Raw genomic sequence first — 18,322 nt, forward strand, 5'->3', positions numbered from 1 at the left:
GTCAGTGTTACTCACGTCGGATTCACTTCTTCAGCGTGACGAAAAACACGCCGCGGTAGCCAAAAGGCAAGTAGTCCTCATGGAATTTAGCGAAATCCTTCGTTAGGTCGACACCCTTGAATTGTTTCGGATGTTGCCATGCCGCGAACTGCTCAAGTGCAAAAACATTAAAGGGAGAGTCGTAGAACTGATGATAGACGGCATGCAACTTTCCGTCCTTCGGGGCCTTGAGTAAGGAAAATCCCGGGGTCTTGAGCAGGCCAGCCAAGGTCCTCTGTGCATCGTCATCAGTGACGTTATATCCAAGTTCGACGTGAGGAACCGACTCCGGTTTCTTCGGATCCTTAGCCCACGAACCACCGGTGGCGATGATGTGTTCGGGTTGGGTTGCCACAATCTTCTCTGGGGTGACGTCACCTGCAGATGTCCGGAGGAGGTCCGCCCCAAGGTTGTGGCCTCCGGCAGCGGTGATGACGTCGCCCAGATTGAGATTCGCATAGGTGGAGCAACAGTCCTTAAGCCCGGCAGCACGCCACAGAAATGTGCGAGGTTTGTCACTTTCCCGGGAGACTCTTCGTGACACGTCATCAACCTTTGATTGATAGAATTTATTGAATTCCTTAGCTCGGGAAATAGCCTTTCCACCAAAGATTTTACCGAGTGTCGCCATCGATTTCGTGGTGTTTTCTAGAGGCTTCCTGCGGAAGTCGATGAAAACATAGGGAAGCTTGGCTTGGTCCATTTTCTGAAGAAATCCAGCCTTCTCCGCAGCCTCTTTCTGGTCCAGAGTCATGACCACCGCATCGGGCTTGAACGACAGCATATTCTCCACAGTGACGTCCCCCTTCGCGATACTGCCAATCATCGGAAGTTTGCTCACCTGTGGGCGGGCCTGACGCAATGCAGATTCGAAGCTGGGCGCCGCCTTGTGTAAATCAGCGCCGATGGCTACCACATCCTTAGCCGGATTCTCCTTGTTCAGGACACTGGTGGCCATCAGCGCGCGCCCCTCAGCCAAAAGAATGCGCTTAGGTTGGGCGTCAAAGGAAACCGTGCGCCCTGCAACATCGGTGACACTCAGAGCGGGAGTATGGCCACTCGACGCCTTCTCCTGGGCACCACCGGCGCAGGCACCAAGACCTAACGTAAGAGCAATCGTGGCAATGGCGCCGAGAGTTCTTGTGACATTCATGATGGTGGCGGGCCTTCCTGTAGGGGGCGTACAGCGCCAATACAAAGCGGGCTTAAGGTTAGCTTTACCTAAGCCTCGGTGCAAGCATGACGCCGCGCATCCACGAAGCCCCCAGCGTCAAAGGTTTACACCGAGTATGACCACCCGGTCGGTCGACCATCGTGATAGGGCAGACAGCCGTGGAACTGCGGAACATCAGGATCAAAAACCAGCGGCAGAAAGTAGCGGTCCCCCTCCCACATCGGTAACTCGTCGAGCGAATCGACGCGCTCCCAGGTCAGTGGCCCCTCTTCATTGGCGTCAGGGATGGCGTCGGCAATGGGATGCCACGAGTCGACGAGGAAGATAAATCCGAAATGGTCTTCACCGTGTCTGCCGAACCCAGGCCAAGAGACAGTGCCACGCAGCCTCATGGCATCGACCTCAATGCGAGCCTCTTCGCGCAATTCGCGCTTCATACCGGCGACAACATCCTCCCCCGGCTCGACTTTGCCACCCAGCCCGTTGTACTTACCGAGCTGCTCATCCCCAGGACGGGCGATGCGGTGCACCATGAGGACACGTTCGCCGTCGGGGTGCATGACGAAACCAAGGGTGGTGAGGATCGGGGTCATCATGGGCTAATCCTCCCACCCGGCAGCAAGATCAGATCATGTCCACTTTCGAAGGCATGCGGCACGATCTCGTAGGCGAACTCCAGCGGGTCGCACGTTCACATTCCTACCCCGACTCAGACGAACACCGTCTCGATGGGCAATCCTGAATCAGCCGAAATATCCATGGCCGACGCAGGCAGCCCCGCCTTGACAACCTGCACACCTAAGGCCGCGATCATGGCCCCATTGTCGGTGCATAGGCCCGGACGCGGCCGTCGCAACTCAACGCCGGCGTCCGCCATCCGCTCAGCAAGCAGAGTCCGCAGACGAGAGTTCGCCGCGACTCCGCCGCCGATGAGGAAGTGAGTGAGGCCATACTCCTGGCACATGTCGACGGCTTTCGCAGTGAGAACGTCGGCAACGGCCTCCTGGAAACTGGCGGCGACGTCAGCGATGCGGAACTCAACTCCGTCACGCTGCTGGGTCTCCACCCACCGACTCACCGCGGTCTTAAGGCCGGAAAAGGAGTAGTCGAAGCGATGTTTAACCATGTCGTGGCGAGCCGTCAGTCCGCGTGGGAAACGAATCGCTGTCGGGTCCCCCTCGGCGGCAGCCTTGTCGATGACCGGCCCACCCGGGTACGGCAGGCCAAGCACGCGGGCCACTTTGTCGTAGGCCTCGCCAGCAGCGTCGTCGATCGTCGAGCCGACCTCAATAATGTCTGTGGCGATGTCGTTTACCCGCAGCAAGCTGGTATGGCCGCCTGAGACGAGCAGAGCCCCACATGGCATCGGCAGCTCACCGTGCTCAAGCAGGTCGACGGCGACATGTCCAGCCAGATGGTTGACGCCGTACAGAGGCTTGTTGAGCCAGCTTGCTAAAGCTTTGGCCGCCGACAGGCCGACGACGAGTGCCCCAGCCAGGCCTGGACCGGCTGTCACAGCAATACCGTCGAGCTCGGACAGGTCCACCCCGGCGGTCGAGGCGGCCTTGTCCAACACCGGGACGATGGCCTCCAAGTGGGCTCGGGATGCCACTTCCGGCACGACTCCACCGAAGCGCACGTGCTGTTCCATCGAAGAGGCGACCTCGTTGGCGAGCAAGTCATTGCCCCGAACGATGCCAACTCCGGTCTCGTCGCACGATGACTCGATGCCCAGAATGAGCGGTTCAGACATGGTTCTCCTCGGATGGGGTTGTGGTCTCGGCGCGGGGCAAATCAACGGACATGACGAGGGCGTCGATCCCGCCGCCGTAGTAGTTGGGTCGCTGCGAAATCGTCTCGAAACCGAAGCGTCGGTAGAGAGAAATGGCTGGGTCGTTATCGCGGCGGACCTCAAGCATCATGGTGTGACACCCCCGGGACGTCGCCCAATCCAGGCCACGGGCGAGCAGTTCGACGGCCAGGCCGCGCCCACGCGCTGCGGGCGTCACCATGATCCGATCGAGATCAGCGACGTCAAAGCCGTGGAATGTCGCAGCGGCAGTGACCTCATCATCCCCAGCAACTAAGGTGAGGCGGTGATCGGCCGGGACGATCTCCTCGGCCCACGACGTACGAGACCACGGCGGGTCAAAGCTAGCCTGCTCAATAGCCATGATGGCGTCGAGGTCGCTCATACGGGCAGGTCTCGTCATCGGCCGGGCAGGGTGAGTCGGGTCGGGGTCAAGGTGGCCTTGCGGGTGGTCGGAACAGTGGCATCAGGATCGCGCAAGTAGAGCGGCTCCAGCCCGACGTCAGGCATAGCCTGCCACGACGCCGCAAGCACCCCGGCGTCCAGATGCTCAGGCGATCCTGGGGTCGGCGTCAGGCCGCGAACCAGACATCCCGGACCACCGATGGGCAGATCCTTCGGCAGGTCCTCAGGGCGAGTGACATTGGGGCCGTCGAGACGATGCCCGGAAGCGTCGTAGCGAGCCCAATACAGCTCATGGCGACGAGCGTCAGTACATACCACGAACTCCCCATCGACCCCAGCCCACTGCCGGGCCAGGATGTCGAGGGAACATACCGGGTGCGGGGTAAGACCGGCCAGGTGTGCCAGTACCCTTCCTGTTGCCACCCCAACCCGCAGGCCGGTGTAGGGGCCAGGGCCGACCCCAATAGCGACCTCTGCGATGTCGGTTAAAGCAATCCCGGCCTCCTCACAGCCGCGATGGATGAGGGGCATGAGCTGCTCAGCATGGGCACGAGGATCGTCGTAGTGCAGGCTGACGAGCACCTCAGATCCACGTGCCAAACCGACGCTGACAGCCGTCGACGTGTCGATTCCCAAGACGATGATGTTCATCAGTTGTTGTCTCCGGTCTGGTCGGGAGAAATGGTGTCGAGGGGAAGTTCGGACAGCAGCGACAGGTCGACGTCTTGCCAGCGCGGGCCGAAGCCTTCCAAATAAACTACACGGGTCTCGTCGGCAGGGTCCCCGCTGCGACGGATGTCGACGTCGAGGTGGGAGCCACCGAGATCCTCAGCTATGCCAGCTCCCCACTCAATGAGAGTAACCGCCTGGTCCATAGTCTCGTCAAGGTCAAGGTCAATGAGCTCGGCGGCCGAGCCGAGACGGTAAGCGTCAACGTGGACTAACCCGGGCCGCCCCTCGGATCCGACGTGGCGGCGCGCCAGCACGAAGGTCGGGGAGATAACGGGCCCATCGACGCCGAGCCCCCTACCTATCCCCTGCGCCAAGGTGGTCTTACCGGCACCGAGATCTCCGGAGGCCAGCACAATGTCTCCGGCACGCAACTGCGCCGCCAGCGCTGCTCCGAAGGCATGCATAGCCTCAGCGGTGGGAACGACGACCCGGGTGGGTAGTACACGAACCCAGCCACTGTTGTAGTGATAGGCCGGGCCGGGGGAAGCCTTGAGGCCCGAGACGACAAGGACGCGCGACTCCAGCTCCGTAGCGATCTGTTCAGCCCCACCGATGAGGGCTGCAACGACGTCGGCATCGTCAGGGGTAGTCAGGGCCAGATCGGTAACGTCGGCGTGGCCACCGTCATCCACCAGGTGAGCTAGACCGACAATCTGGGAACCGACGCGGGCAACAATGCCGAGACCCTGCGTCAGCCACGTCGAAACAGTCTGTGCCTCGAGATCAAGGGCGCGCGCAAGAGCCGCGGCGTCCTGCGGAACTGCGACGGCAAGTTCCGGGATCGCCTCTTGCGGGCTGGTCTGTTTATCCACGAGAACCCAGGATAGTCGTCGAACCTCACCTCAGCCTCGCCGTCCCAAGTCCTCCGGCAGGCAGCGGGACAGGTGATCCAGCCCAAGCCTTCTCACGAGCCAGACCCGTGGTGTAGCGTCCGCGACTATGCCACCAGCGATGCCACGCTGGCTAACAAAAGCTGTGGGAGGTAACGATATGGCGTCAACGCCGCGACGGAGATGGGCATGGGTGCTGCTGTTGGTCGTCGCATCGTTGGTGATCGTCGGGGTGTACCGCAAGGCTGTTCCACAAGAAGGATCGACGGCCTATGGCCAGGCCGCAGAAGCTCTCGGTGACCTCCCTGTCAAGGGACGTGCGCCGATGACCGGCTATTCGCGGGACCAGTTCGGGCCAGCGTGGAGCGACAACTCTGACCCCGCCCTCACCCATCCCTGGGGCCATAACGGCTGCGGTACCCGCGACGACGCCTTGGCTCGCGACCTCGTCGGGGCGAAGCTGAAATCCGGCAGCCGATGTCGAATAGTCTCCGGCGAGTTACACGACCCCTACACGGGACGGACGATACAGTGGAGGCGCGGTCGCAACACTTCAGCTGTGGTACAGATCGACCATGTTGTCGCGCTCGGAAACGCCTGGGTCACAGGGGCTCAGCAGCTGCCCATGGACCGGCGTCAGGCATTAGCGAACGACCCCCTCAATCTGCTAGCCGTCGAAGGACAGGCCAACCAGAACAAGGGGGCCGGGGACGCGGCGACATGGCTGCCGCCACACAAGTCATATCGCTGTGACTACGTGTCTCGCCAAATCGCTGTCAAGCGGAAATACCATCTCTGGGTCACCTCAGCGGAACGCAACGCGATGATTCGGGTGCTCTCGACGTGCCCGAACCATGCGCTGCCCGCCCGGTAAGTGGTCGACTCACCAGGTGTCGTTTCCGGAACGGCCGTATTTAGCCTCAATGTCGCGACGATCGCGGCCACGGAAATTGTGTCCGCGCGAGTCATGCCCACGATCATGGTGATCACGGGAGTCGTGACCGCGATGACGGCCCCCGTCGAATCCACGTCCACCGCGGTTGCGTCCGCCCTTGCCACGACGAGGCTTTCCGTCACGAGCCTTCTTGCCGCGCTGCTGCTTGGGAGCGACGAGAGCCTCGTAATCCTTCTCGTCAATAGGAGCGCCCAGGGCCGGGCTGCAACCGGCCACCTCGGCAACGTGGTCGTCGCCACGCGTGACCTGGGCCTCTACCGGCTTCACCCCGGCTTGACGGTACAAACGAGCCATTGTGCGACGCTGATGCGGCAGGACAAGAGAGACGACGGCCCCGTCGTGTCCGGCGCGAGCGGTACGGCCGGAGCGGTGCAGGTAGTCCTTGAAGTTCATCGGCGGATCGACTTGCAACACCAGAGTGACGTCATCGACGTCAATTCCTCGGGCCGCGACGTCAGTGGCAACCAAGACCGGCAGGGAACCGTCCTTGAATGCCGCCAACACGCGGGCACGGGCACCCTGGGTCAGGCCGCCGTGCAGAGCACCAGCCATGACGCCGGCCTCACGCAGTTGCTCGGCCATCCGGGAGGCACCTCGCTGGGTTCGAGCAAAGACGATGGTGTGGCCGCTACGGTTAGCGATCTCGCACATCAGCCCGACCTTCTCGTGAGGCTTGATCTGGAAAGCGTGATGGGTCATCGTCGCGACCGATCCCTTGTCGGGGTCGACCTCGTGGGTAACCGGCTCGTGCATGTACCGCCTAACCAACTTGTTAACGGCACCGTCGAGGGTGGCAGAGAACAGCAGGCGCTGCCCGTCAGCGGGAATGGCATCGAGGATCGAGCCAACGGCCTCCATGAATCCCAGTTCAGCCATGTGATCGGCTTCGTCGAGGACAGTCACGGCGACACCGGAAAGGTCGGCGTCACCAGTCTCCAAGAGGTCGACCAGACGCCCCGGGGTGGCGACAACAAGGTCGACTCCCCTCTTAAAAGCCTTGGTCTGCGGGCCGTAGCTCATACCACCCGCGATGAGGATGGTCGATAGCCCCATTGAGGACGCCAGCGAGGACAGCACGTCGGCAATCTGCATGGCCAGCTCACGAGTGGGAGAAAGGATGAGAGCTCGAGGCCGGTTATCCTCACGCGGGGTGGCCGACAGGCGCGACAGCAGCGGGACACCAAAGGCCAACGTCTTACCCGAACCCGTTGAGGCGCGGCCCAACACGTCACGCCCAGCGATGGCGTCGGGGATGGCGGCGATCTGGATGCGGAAGGGATCGGTAATGCCAGTCTTGGCCAAAGCAGCAACGATCTCGTCGGGCACGCCAAGGGCCGAGAAACCGCCCTCGTGATCAATACCGGTGACGTCGAGATCGGTCAGCTCAGTGGCCTCCCAATCCATATTGTCGTCGTCGTGGTCGTCACGGGACCAGTCGTCGCGGCGGTGATCCGAGCGGTCTGGCCAGCGGTCATCACGGCGATCATCGCGCCAGCTGTGACGGTCCTCACGCCAGTTTCGGGAGTCCCGGCGGTCGAAGTCACGGCCGCCATTACGGCGATCCCAGTGGTCATCGCGGTCGCGCCGCTGTCCACGACGGTCCTCGCGCCAATCGTCACGGTCCCATGACGATCCGCGGCGGTCGTCACGCTTCCAATCACGATTAGCGTGGTGGCCCGGTCGACGCGATTTGTGGGAGCGGAACTCGCCGTCATCGGGCCACCTGCGGTCGTCGCGACGATCCCAGTCACGGCGGTCGTAACGACGGTCCTGACGGCCATCAGACCACTCATGGTTGCGTCGATCCTGGGAAAAACGGCGGTCTCTGCTACCGCCAGCGTCATCGCGACGCACGTCTTCCCGGGGAGTCCATGCCTCGAAGTTACGACCCCGGGAATCGGTGTGCCCGTTGCGGACACCTCCCCTAGTACGTGGCTTGTGCCCGCGGGCAGCTCGCTCAGCTGCGGTCCAGCGGCGCTTCGGGCTGCCGTCAGCCTTGAAAGATTTGGGATTGCGTTTTTTGTTGCTCAATGGGGTGTTCCCTCATGGTCAGCGGACTCCTCGGCCAGGGGCGACCGGCATCACTGCACACAAACGGCGCAGTGCCACTAACGGGGGTCGCGGAATCTGACCGCAGCACGCCGAACCCAAAGCGGGTCTCGGTGATGGAATCCTGGATGGCTGTCTGTCTCGATGGCTGGGCGAAATAGCTGCCGTGCAGGTGAATGCAATAGAACCGGAGCCGGTGACCCCGCCACGCCCTCAAGGCGCATCGAGCAACTGAAACGCATCATAGGCTCGAACGAATCGGGCCGTTGCCAACGTCAATACTGTACCCAAAAAGGTCGCATCGACGAAATCGACCGCATTCCTCAAGGAACGTCAGTCGCTGATGGTCGTGTTCCACGAGTAGGGCCGGTGGATCGTGGCACCGAGGGTGGAACCAACCATGACCGATCCCGCGAGCGCAGCCAAAACCCACCATCCGCTGTGAACCAGATCCATCGTACCGGACATGATTCGACTGGTGGCCAGCAAGGCGAGCAGCGATCCTATCGTGCCAGCGATGACCGCGACGACACACGTCATGGCGACCTCGAAGAAGATCACACCGTCCACCCAGCGCGGTGTCAGTCCGAGGCGTCGCAGGTGCGCAGTGAGTCGCCTCTGCGCCAAGCGCTCGTCTCGGGCCAGGGAGCCAGCCATGATGACCGTCATCATGGTGAACAGCCCGGTAGCGACGAGGGTCGCCGCGGGTAAGGGAACCTTGGGCGCTATTCGTGGGGCCATGACATAAGACGGATCAATGTGGTGCGTCGTAGCCCAGTGGTAGGCGGTGTCCTCCTGGTTTGGACTCAGGCCGACATATAAGAATCCCCTGCTCACCGACGAGTCACTGGACTTAGCTGGTGGGGTATTCCCATGCCCGATGACCTTAATCTGGCCAAGCCAGCCAAGGTCTCTGGGCACAGTGATTTCGGTGTTGGAAGCCTGCTCATCGGTAGTGACCCGCAAACTTCCGGCTGTTTGCAACTGACGACGCTGCCCATCAGTCAGGGGGAGAATACTGGCGACGTCGTCGACGTTGTGAAAGGCCCACCACGCCACAGAATTGCCAGCGCGGTCGTCGCTAGAACCGTATGTCATCGGCACTTTACGGGCACCGTGCAAGTCGTCGTCGAACTGCTTGACGAGATTGCCGGGCAGGGAAGGGGAGAACCCCGGCTCTGCCAGAAAGTAGGCCATACCGTGCGGGATACCCGTGGAACTAGTGGCATTCATCTGTGCGAACAGTGAGGCGACAATAAGCAGACCTGTAGCAGTAGCGGCAACAAGCCCTGCCGTGAGCCCTGCGAACAGTCCGTGCCATGAACCCCGAGAGCGAAGGGCACGAGACGCGGCGAGCCTGCGGCCCGGTGAAACGTCGCGTCCTGAGACCAAAGCCAGTAACCACGGTGCCACCAGTCCTGCCGTCAACGACGAGAGCGCGGAAACGATGGCCACCGACATCAGCGAGGCTTTCGCTGCCACTGAAGCCCATACCAAGAGGGCGCAGGCCACGATAGCGCCACTCCATGCCAACAGACGAGCCATTTTCACATTGATGCGTTTGCCATGAACCTTGCGTTCCCGCTGACTGCTCGGGGTAACCATGACGACGGCGGTCACGATGGCGGCACCCAGGCAGGTGACAGCGCTCATAGTGGGTGATGAGACAGGTGACAGCGGGCTATCGGAGAAACGGGCCAATAATGGCCGAATAGCTATGACGAGCAGCTCACCAGTAACAAGGCTTGCTGCCGCAGTAGCCATGCTCATGAACAATGTGACGACTCGCAGCGACAGAGCTAGTTTGCGACGCGGCACGCCCATGGCAGTAAGAGGTGCGATGATTCGGCGCGCCGACGTTGTGGCGGCCGCAGCAGCCAAACCCGCCCCCAAGCCGGCGACGAGAAACCAAGCCAGATACTGCTCGACGATTTTCTTTCCAGATAGCGGTGCAAATTCCTTGGAGAGGAGTTGCCCCCTCGTTGTACATGCATCAGAATCGAGAGGATCGGAGCCCAAATCGTCATTAACCTTGCTGCACGTTCCAGCTGAATCAGACGAGGTAAAGAAAATAAGATAGTTTCCACTCAACCCAGATATTTTAGCCTGTTTTTGAGTCAGAGGCCACGCCTGCCATGTTCCAGAGTGAGCCAGGATTTCACGAGAAGACTTATCGAACGTTGCCCCAACTGTTCCGACGATAGTGAGATCGTAGTTCCCAGGCTCCAGGACGAGCTTATTCTTGCCACCGATCCCTTGCCTCAGAGATGGAGTAACAACAACTTCAGAGGGTTTTGTAGGCCATTTTCCAGAGACTAAAGCGTATCTTCCCTTAGTATTGATTCCCGGCATGCTGGATTCCTGATAGAGAACCTCCTCAGGCAATCCCTTCACGGAAACTTGAGTTTCGAGATATGGATTGATTTGGCGGACTTTCCATCGATTAATAGGCACGGTAGGAGATGACGACCCAGCAAGAACTGAAAATCCTGGACTTACCAAGCCATCGGCTGCCCCGAGCGTCGATGTCACCGATTGTTCCGGGCTCAGGTTGATGGAACGATTCACCCCGAGGCTGACGGTCATGATAAGTAAAGCAACAGCCATAGGAACCATGCGCAACCAGCTTTTCCGGGAGCGCAACATCAAGGCAGCCAGATCCCACACCCACATCAGCAGGAATCCTCCAGGTGACCATCGACCAATTCGCAGGATCGGTGCGCATATTCCTTGGCTGTAGGGTCATGAGAAGAGAGCACGACGGTGCGACCCTTCTCATCTTCAGCAAGTGCGCGCAGCAGCTCAAAGACCATCTGAGAATTGCGCCGATCGAGCTGGCCAGTAGACTCATCGGCTAGCAGTATTGGACGGTCTCCAGCTATGGCGCGGGCTATCCCGACCCGTTGGGCTTCACCACCGGATAGCTGTCGAGGATAGCGATCCTGGAGGTGGGCGATCCCAACCCGTTCGAGAGCCTCGATCGCCATAACGCGGGAACGAGAGCCGAATCCACGAACCCGAAGAATGAGTTCGACATTCTCCCGAACCGTGAAATCGACGATGAGGGAGTGCTCTTGGAAGATCATTCCGATGCGGTTAAGGCGAATATCGTCGCGCTCGGACGTCGACAGGGAATAAATGTCGCTACCTTCAACGAACACCGTTCCCGAGGCCGGCTTCAGTAAGCCTGACATGATGTTGAGCAATGTCGTCTTCCCTGATCCGCTCACCCCATGCAGCAGGGTCATTACCCCAGGCTGCATGGAGACGGTGACGTCATCCAGGACGAGATTGCGATTGTGCGTGGTCGAGAAATTGTGAGATACCCCCGATACGACGATTGATCCACCGCCAGCACTGACCTCCATGACGATGGCGGTGGATCGATCCGAGGGAGACCGCCGGCTCAACACCCGCGCCCAAGAGCGAAGGATGATGCCTGATTGTCGTCATACCACCAGAAATAGGGGTCATCAGTCTTGGGGCTATAATCCCAACAACGACCTCCTTGATGTGCATCGTACCAAAATGCAGCTGACCAGTTCGTGTGATTCTTCACCGAACTCAGTGTATCATTATTGCCCCTGCTAATATTCCAACCCCCAGTCGTTGTTCGATATCCGATACGCGCCTTGTAATGTGGCTCAGCGAATAGCTCAAGGCTTCCAGAATGAGCCACAGAGGGCGCGACAGCAAAACTCCCCCCTAACATGACAGTGAGGACTCCTACGCTCACTAACTTGGGTAATCGAATCATGATGACTCCTCGTTGAGTAGGTTGTGGGGCATCCGCAATCTGACGGACAGCTGCCGTTAGGGTAACCTACGCATATCTGACGTGGCAAGGGGCGACGAGGCTCACACAACGTCCCCGCGAATGAAGGGTGATGCACGCCGCACGCCTGTCCCCACGAACCGCAGGTGATCTCGTCACCCCAAGTTCACCACCCCGACACCGCGACCCCGCCAAGGTGTCGCGTGTCCCGGTTACCATGAAGTTGTGCGTGTTGCGATCATCACGGAGTCATTCCTGCCCCAGGTCAACGGGGTGACGAACTCAGTACTGCGGGTTCTGGAGCACCTTCGCGCCCATGACCACGATGCCATCGTGCTCGCCCCCGGTGATGCCGATACCCCACACGAGTACGCCGGATTCCCCGTCATTCCGTTAGCTTCCCTGCACTGGCCGGGTTACCAAGACGTCCGTGTCTCCACCAGCCCGCAATGGACGATGGAACGTTACCTATCGGAGTTCGAGCCTGACGTCGTGCATCTGGCCGGACCATTCATGATTGGGTATAAGGGTGCCATGGCGGCAGCCTCTCTCGGTATACCTATAGTGGCGATCTATCAGACCGATATCCCCTCCTACGCGGGCCGCTACGGGCTGGGCAAACTCGAGTTTTACGGCTGGTACCGCGTGCGTCAGATTCACTCCCTCGCTGTGGCGACTTACGCACCCTCCACCTTCTCCCGCGACCAACTCGTCAGCCATGGCGTGCCCCGGGTAGACATCTGGGGACGTGGCGTCGACAAGGTGCGATTCCATCCGTCAAAGCGCTCCCAACAACTGCACGACGAATGGGCTCCCAACGGCGAGGTAGTCATCGGGTATATGGGGCGTCTAGCTGCCGAGAAACGGGTCGCCGATATGACCAACCTCGCTGACATCCCCAACACCAAGCTCGTCATCGTCGGAGATGGCCCGGCTCGCGCCGAGGTGGAAAAGCAGCTTCCTCATGCTGTTTTCACCGGCGGTCTCGGCGGGGAGGACCTCCCCCGTGCCCTCGCCAGCATGGATGTGTTTTGCTCGACGGGCGAACTCGAGACCTTCTGCCAGGCTGTCCAGGAGGCCAAGGCCTGTGGCCTCCCAGTCATTAGCCCGCGCAAGGGCGGTCCCATCGACCTCATTGACTCGTCTCGCACTGGATGGCTTTACGAGCCTGGCGATATGACCGACTTCCGCTCTCGCGTCATCGATCTCGTCGGTGACGACTACAAGCGACACGCCATGGGCATAGCAGCACGAGCGTCGATCGAGAACCGCACCTGGGAGAACCTGTGCGCCGAACTCGTCGAGCACTACAAAGAAGCAATTCGGCTAGCTGGACGCTCAACGAGGATTCGTGCAGTCCTTTAACACCCCTTTCGGACGTCCCATTCTGGTGCGAAACCGGGGCTCATCAGCGTGACAGAACCGTTGTGACGGTTCCGGGCAGCAATTCGGCAATTTGGTCCGGAGCGTACGGCCCTGGCATTGAAATAGCCGTGGTGGCTTGCATTCCGGCGGCGCATAGAGCCGCATCGTCAGCAGGTAGTCCGGCGGCCATGAGAGTGCCGCACATTCCGGCCAAAACGTCACCAGACCCAGCTTGAGCAGTCCATGCGGGACCAGGAAGAGCGGCACGAACGCCCCCGTCAGGACGGGCAACCCATTGGATAGAGCCTTTCAGCAGGACGGTCGCGCCGAACCGCTGGGCGGCACGGACAACCGAGCCTCGCGGGTCGGCTACTACCTGACTGCGCTCTATCCGCAGCATTCGGGCCAGCTCCCCAGCGTGGGGCGTAAGTAGACATCCCTCCGGCAACTCTGCCGGGAGGAGGGCCAGGGCATCAGCGTCGATCACCATGGGGACGCCTTCAGCCGCCCGCTGAATAAATCGGTCAGCGTTGCCATCGTGAGTGCCCCAACCAGACCCAATAACCCAGGACTGAACGCGACCCTCACCAATAACAACGGACGGAGCCCGGCTCAGAATGAAAGCCATGATGGCGCTTGGCCCAGAAAACCGCACCATTCCCGGGCCAGTGCGCAACGCTCCGAGAACGCCGAGCACAGCAGCCCCCGGGAACTTCTCGGATCCGGTATCGATGCCGACAACCCCGCGAGAGTACTTGTCGTCAAGCGCGCCAGGTACCGGCCACAGCGACGCCATCTCGGCGAGGTCGCAATACTCATCGACATCATCGAGACACTCGCCATCATCGTCGACAAAGTCGAGGCCGATGTCATGAACCTCCAACTCTCCGCAATAGCGGGCGGCCGGGTGAGCAATATGGCACCACTTGAGGCTGGAAAAGGTTATGGTGTATGCGGCGTGAACACAGGACTCCACCTCACCAGAATTCGCATCTAGGCCCGATGGTAGATCGACCGCGAGCACTGGGATCTGGCGAGCACGCAACCAGGTGTCGATTCGCTCTAGAGACTGCGGAATACCTGGACGGCCTCCAATGCCGAGAACAGCGTCAATCGCGAGATCGTACGAGTGACTGGTGACCTCTCCGAGTGAGACACGGATGCAACCAGCGTCGAGCGCGGCAGCCATGCCAGCCTCGTGCGGTTGGCCCATGACCTGAGCGAGTTCGACCCGCCACCCGCGCTGGGCCAAAGCCGCAGCTGCGAACAGCCCGTCACCGCCGTTATTCCCACCACCAACGAGAACGAGAACACACTGGGACGCTGCCCAATCAGGCATGATCTCATCGACGGCTCCGCCCAGCAGAAGCTCCTGAGCTTTTCGTGCGACGGCCTGAGCGGCAATGTCCATGAGGTCTTGTCCCGGGTGGGCATCAAACCACCTCTGCTCAGCTGCTCGGGTGGCCTCGGCGGTACAGACACTTGCCATGACGATCCCCCTTCAGCCCCGCCCGGGGCTCTCGCTGCAGATTGGTATTCATTCAACCACGATGACAAGGGCGGGATGGGGAGGCGCGACTTAACCTTCGCAGACCACCATCGCCACCGCGACACCGGCATCGTGGGTCAGTGAGAGATGAACCCTACGCACACCCAACTCCTCGGCGCGTCGAGCCAGCGATCCACGAAGTTCGAACCTCACAGCTTCACCGTCAGTGACCACCTCGCAGTCTTGCCAGGAGAGTCCTTCTCCTCCACCCAACGCCTTGTACAGGGCCTCCTTAGCGGCAAATCGGGCAGCCTGAGAGCGCGCCGGCATCACAGCCTCAGTATGAGTGAGCATCTTGCGGACCATCCCCGGGTGGCGTTGTACAGCAGCCTCCCACCTGGAGATGTCGCAGACGTCCACCCCGATTCCGATGATCATAGGGTCAAGATTAGGGGTCCGGTCAGTTCCGAGCACCTGGCGACTGCCGCCTGACGTACGAACGGCACATCACCAAAGGTGCCCCCGGGGCCAACGCCGGGGGCACCTAGTCTGAGTGAGCTCACTCCACCGTGACGGACTTGGCCAGATTCCTTGGCTGGTCAACGTCATGACCCTTGGCGGTGGCCAGTTCACAGGCGAAAGCCTGCAATGGCACTGCGGCTACCAACGGTTGGAGCAGGGTCGAGCAAGCCGGAAGCCCGACGAAGGTGTCAGCGTACGGTTTGACGTCGTCGTCCCCTCGCTCGGCAAGCACGATCGTCCTAGCGCCACGGGCACGGATCTCCTGGATGTTAGAGACTACCTTGTCATGAAGCTGATCTCGCCCCTTCGGTGGCACAACGACGAAGACCGGGGTGCCCTCCTCGATGACGGCTATGGGGCCGTGCTTGAGCTCGCCAGCAGCAAACCCCTCGGCATGCATATAGGCGATCTCCTTGAGCTTGAGAGCACCCTCAAGGGCCACTGGATAACCGACGTGGCGCCCAAGGAAGAACACCGCTTCCTCTTCTTTCGCCATCACACGAGCCAACTCATAAACCGGTTCGATCTCGTCGAGAACTTCCTGAATCTTGCCAGGCATCTGGTCGAGCTCAGACATTACGCCGCGGATTTCGTCTCCGTACTTCATACCACGCACCTGAGCCAGGTAGAGGCCCAGCAGATAGCAAGCGACGACCTGGGTGAGGAACCCCTTGGTTGAGGCCACGCCAATCTCGGGGCCAGCGTGGGTGTAGATAACGGCATCGGACTCGCGGGGAATCGTCGCGCCGTTGGTGTTGCAGATCGCGATGACCTTGGCATGCTGCTCGCGAGCATGTCGGATGGCCATGAGAGTATCGGCCGTCTCACCAGACTGGGAAACCGTCACGACGAGCGTCATTGGGTCGATGATCGGGTCGCGGTAGCGGAATTCACTGGCCAGATCGACCTCGCACGCGACCCTCGTCCAGTGCTCGATGGCGTACTTGGCAACCATGCCGGCGTAATACGCTGACCCGCATGCGACGACCACAATCTTGTTGATGCGGCGCAACTCCTCCGGCGAGATATGCACTTCGTCAAGGACTAGATCACCACGGTCGGACCAACGACCCAATAACGTGTCGGCCACCGCACGTGGCTGCTCGAAGATCTCCTTGCGCATGAACCAGTCGTGGCCCTGCTTCTCAGCTGCTGACAGGTCCCAGTCGACGTGATAGGGGCGGGCCTGGCTGAGGTTGCCCTCGAAGTCGGTGACGGTGACCTCATCGGGGGTGAGCACAACAACCTGGTCCTGGCCCAGTTCGAGAGCCTCGCGGGTGTGCTCGATAAACGCTGCGACATCGGAGGCTAGGAAATTCTCCCCCTGCCCTAGCCCGACGACGAGTGGAGAGTTGCGACGAGCGGCCACCACTGTGTCGGGGGCGTCCGGGCTGACGGCCACCAGTGTGAAAGCTCCTTCGAGTCGTGACGCCACCGCCCCCATGGCCTCTGTCAGCGAGGACCTTCGCTGCATCTCCAAGGCGAGCATGTGAGCGGCAGTCTCGGTGTCAGTCTCCGACGAAAAAGTGATGCCCTCGCTCACAAGCTCAGCGCGCAGCGCGGCGAAGTTCTCGATAATGCCGTTGTGAACGACTGCGACGCGTCCGTCGAAGGAAATGTGGGGGTGGGCGTTCTCATCAGTGGGAGCGCCGTGGGTGGCCCACCGAGTGTGACCGATACCTTGAGTGGACTCTGGGAGCGGATGGACTGCCAGCTCCTCCTCGAGATGAGTTAGCTTGCCCGACTTCTTGGCTCGGTACAAGTTTCCGTCCGCCACGACCGCCAAACCGGCCGAGTCATATCCTCGATACTCAAGACGCCGGAGCCCGTCGATGATGACGCGTTCAGCCTGCCGATGGCCCGAGTAACCAACAATTCCGCACATGGCAAGAAACGTACATGAATCATGAGCGGCTCCGCGACTTGAAACGCCTGCACGTTTGAACAACATCTCACACGACCATCTGCACGTATGCACTACTTCGCTATCTGAGGCCTCACGTGACCCCGACGATTCATAGCGTCAAACTCACATCCTGCATCGACGCAAGATATGGAGAAAACATGAAAAGATCAAAGAAGATCGCAGCAGCCCTGACCTCGCTGACGACCATCGTGGCAACCACCTTCGCAACCATCTCGGCAGCCCCGGCGCACGCCGCTGACAGCAACACCTCGGTTCCGCCGGAAATCACTATGCCCGGCAGTCCGGACGGTATTCCATCTGCCGGCAACGGCCCGATCAAACTGTTCATCTATCCTGCTTCTGTTTATGCCTTGGCCCACCCCGGCACCAACCCGCAGGGGGCCAACAATTTCAGCTGCAAACCGCGCGAAGGTCAGAACCCCGTCGTCCTGCTTCCCGGCACTAATTTCGACGCCTATGCGTCATGGTCGATGTACGCACCGAAGCTCACTAAACTCGGCTATTGCGTCTTCTCCCCCAACTTCAACGGGCTCAAGCTGCTGCCAAGCTTCGCCTATACCGGTGATATCCGCGTCTCCGCGAAGGCCGTCTCCGGCTTCGTCGACCGTGTCCTCACGGCCACCGAATCCAAGAGGGTCGACCTCATCGGGTGGTCCCAGGGTGGCGGCCCGCTGCCGAACTACTACATCACCAAACTCGGCGGGGACAAAAAGGTCAACAAGCTCATCGCCCTTGCCCCGTCGAATCACGGCGTCGGGCCCCGAGCCGTCTCAAGGTTCGTGAACGAGTCCATCTCCGAGGCAAAACACAAAAAGATCGAGGCCACCTTCGCCAAAGCCCACATCGCCAGCTATGAGCAGCAACTCGGCTTCTCCAACTTCAACAAGGAGCTCTATGGCAACGGCCCGGTGACCCGCCCCGGCGTCAAGTACACAGTCATCGAAGGCCGCTACGACGACGTGGTCGTGCCATTCACCAACGCTTTCTTGGACGAGCCTGGTGTCAAAAACATCCTCGTTCAGGACACCTGCCGGGACGATCACGCCAGCCACGTCAATTTCACCTATGACGTGAACGTCTACCAGATGGCCGTTAATGCTTTGGATCCTGATCACGCACAACCAGTGACATGCGTATTCCAGCCGTTCATCGGCTAATCACCTGATACCGCCCCATCCCGACTGTGGGGCCTTCATATCGAGGGCCCCACACGTCGTCGTGAGGCCAGCATCGCGCCCCCTGCCGGCACG

The 18,322-nt window shown here is 60.5% G+C and carries 17 protein-coding genes; 3 read left to right on the plus strand and 14 right to left on the minus strand.

Going from position 1 to position 18,322, the window contains the following annotated elements; translation table 11 throughout:
- Positions 1-22: 22 nt before the first annotated feature.
- The 6 genes from LRP59_RS09220 to tsaE all read right to left on the minus strand — a co-directional run bounded on the left by LRP59_RS09220 (position 23) and on the right by tsaE (position 4,972).
- Positions 23-1,192, minus strand: a complete 1,170-nt coding sequence (locus LRP59_RS09220) for an ABC transporter substrate-binding protein (RefSeq protein WP_002514785.1) — start codon at positions 1,190-1,192, stop codon at positions 23-25.
- A gap of 125 nt (positions 1,193-1,317) precedes the next feature.
- Positions 1,318-1,809, minus strand: coding sequence for an 8-oxo-dGTP diphosphatase (locus LRP59_RS09225; protein ID WP_002514786.1), 492 nt, complete (start codon positions 1,807-1,809; stop codon positions 1,318-1,320).
- 113 nt (positions 1,810-1,922) lie between these two features.
- A complete protein-coding gene (gene tsaD, locus LRP59_RS09230) occupies positions 1,923-2,966 on the minus strand; it encodes a tRNA (adenosine(37)-N6)-threonylcarbamoyltransferase complex transferase subunit TsaD (RefSeq protein WP_002514787.1) in 1,044 nt (347 codons plus the stop codon).
- Entirely contained in the window at positions 2,959-3,426 is a 468-nt protein-coding gene (rimI, locus tag LRP59_RS09235; RefSeq protein WP_002514788.1) for a ribosomal protein S18-alanine N-acetyltransferase, read from the minus strand. The genes tsaD and rimI overlap by 8 nt, the downstream gene beginning before the upstream one ends.
- Complete coding sequence (gene tsaB, locus LRP59_RS09240) at positions 3,423-4,079, minus strand: tRNA (adenosine(37)-N6)-threonylcarbamoyltransferase complex dimerization subunit type 1 TsaB (protein ID WP_002514789.1); 657 nt, start codon at positions 4,077-4,079, stop codon at positions 3,423-3,425. The genes rimI and tsaB overlap by 4 nt, the downstream gene beginning before the upstream one ends.
- The gene (gene tsaE / locus LRP59_RS09245; RefSeq protein WP_002514790.1) at positions 4,079-4,972 is read right to left on the minus strand and encodes a tRNA (adenosine(37)-N6)-threonylcarbamoyltransferase complex ATPase subunit type 1 TsaE; all 894 of its coding nucleotides are present in this window, start codon (positions 4,970-4,972) and stop codon (positions 4,079-4,081) included. Before tsaE ends, tsaB begins: the two co-directional genes overlap by 1 nt.
- Before the next feature lie 211 nt (positions 4,973-5,183).
- Between tsaE and LRP59_RS09250 the strand changes: the two genes are divergently transcribed.
- Positions 5,184-5,864 (plus strand): HNH endonuclease family protein, encoded by a 681-nt coding sequence (locus LRP59_RS09250; RefSeq protein WP_002520618.1) that lies wholly within the window; start codon positions 5,184-5,186, stop codon positions 5,862-5,864.
- Positions 5,865-5,873: 9 nt separating this feature from the next.
- Here the strand turns inward: LRP59_RS09250 and LRP59_RS09255 are convergent, their stop codons facing one another.
- The 5 genes from LRP59_RS09255 to LRP59_RS12250 all read right to left on the minus strand — a co-directional run bounded on the left by LRP59_RS09255 (position 5,874) and on the right by LRP59_RS12250 (position 11,706).
- Complete coding sequence (locus LRP59_RS09255; protein WP_002531270.1) at positions 5,874-7,349, minus strand: DEAD/DEAH box helicase; 1,476 nt, start codon at positions 7,347-7,349, stop codon at positions 5,874-5,876.
- Positions 7,325-7,789, minus strand: a complete 465-nt coding sequence (locus tag LRP59_RS09260) for a hypothetical protein (RefSeq protein WP_002519626.1) — start codon at positions 7,787-7,789, stop codon at positions 7,325-7,327. The genes LRP59_RS09255 and LRP59_RS09260 overlap by 25 nt, the downstream gene beginning before the upstream one ends.
- 538 nt (positions 7,790-8,327) lie before the next feature.
- Positions 8,328-10,667, minus strand: coding sequence for a hypothetical protein (locus LRP59_RS09265; protein ID WP_002537435.1), 2,340 nt, complete (start codon positions 10,665-10,667; stop codon positions 8,328-8,330).
- Positions 10,667-11,362 (minus strand): ABC transporter ATP-binding protein, encoded by a 696-nt coding sequence (locus tag LRP59_RS09270; RefSeq protein WP_148378589.1) that lies wholly within the window; start codon positions 11,360-11,362, stop codon positions 10,667-10,669. The genes LRP59_RS09265 and LRP59_RS09270 overlap by 1 nt, the downstream gene beginning before the upstream one ends.
- Positions 11,363-11,400: 38 nt before the next feature.
- Complete coding sequence (locus LRP59_RS12250) at positions 11,401-11,706, minus strand: peptidase inhibitor family I36 protein (protein WP_002533556.1); 306 nt, start codon at positions 11,704-11,706, stop codon at positions 11,401-11,403.
- A 288-nt stretch (positions 11,707-11,994) separates the two neighbouring features.
- Between LRP59_RS12250 and LRP59_RS09275 the strand changes: the two genes are divergently transcribed.
- Positions 11,995-13,134 (plus strand): glycosyltransferase family 1 protein, encoded by a 1,140-nt coding sequence (locus LRP59_RS09275; RefSeq protein ID WP_002514796.1) that lies wholly within the window; start codon positions 11,995-11,997, stop codon positions 13,132-13,134.
- A gap of 43 nt (positions 13,135-13,177) precedes the next feature.
- Here LRP59_RS09275 and LRP59_RS09280 read toward each other — a convergent pair whose 3' ends face one another.
- From LRP59_RS09280 to glmS, 3 genes are all read right to left on the minus strand, one after another.
- The gene (locus tag LRP59_RS09280) at positions 13,178-14,623 is read right to left on the minus strand and encodes an NAD(P)H-hydrate epimerase (RefSeq protein WP_002514797.1); all 1,446 of its coding nucleotides are present in this window, start codon (positions 14,621-14,623) and stop codon (positions 13,178-13,180) included.
- Positions 14,624-14,713: 90 nt separating this feature from the next.
- Entirely contained in the window at positions 14,714-15,061 is a 348-nt protein-coding gene (locus LRP59_RS09285; RefSeq protein ID WP_002514798.1) for a holo-ACP synthase, read from the minus strand.
- 121 nt (positions 15,062-15,182) lie between these two features.
- Entirely contained in the window at positions 15,183-17,030 is a 1,848-nt protein-coding gene (gene glmS / locus LRP59_RS09290) for a glutamine--fructose-6-phosphate transaminase (isomerizing) (protein ID WP_002514799.1), read from the minus strand.
- A gap of 179 nt (positions 17,031-17,209) precedes the next feature.
- On the opposite strand from glmS, the gene LRP59_RS09295 reads away from it, so the two are divergent.
- The gene (locus LRP59_RS09295; RefSeq protein ID WP_002522084.1) at positions 17,210-18,229 is read left to right on the plus strand and encodes a triacylglycerol lipase; all 1,020 of its coding nucleotides are present in this window, start codon (positions 17,210-17,212) and stop codon (positions 18,227-18,229) included.
- Positions 18,230-18,322 lie beyond the last annotated feature (93 nt).

Source organism: Cutibacterium sp. 37298 (assembly GCF_023838685.1).
GTDB classification, from domain to species: domain Bacteria; phylum Actinomycetota; class Actinomycetes; order Propionibacteriales; family Propionibacteriaceae; genus Cutibacterium; species Cutibacterium acnes.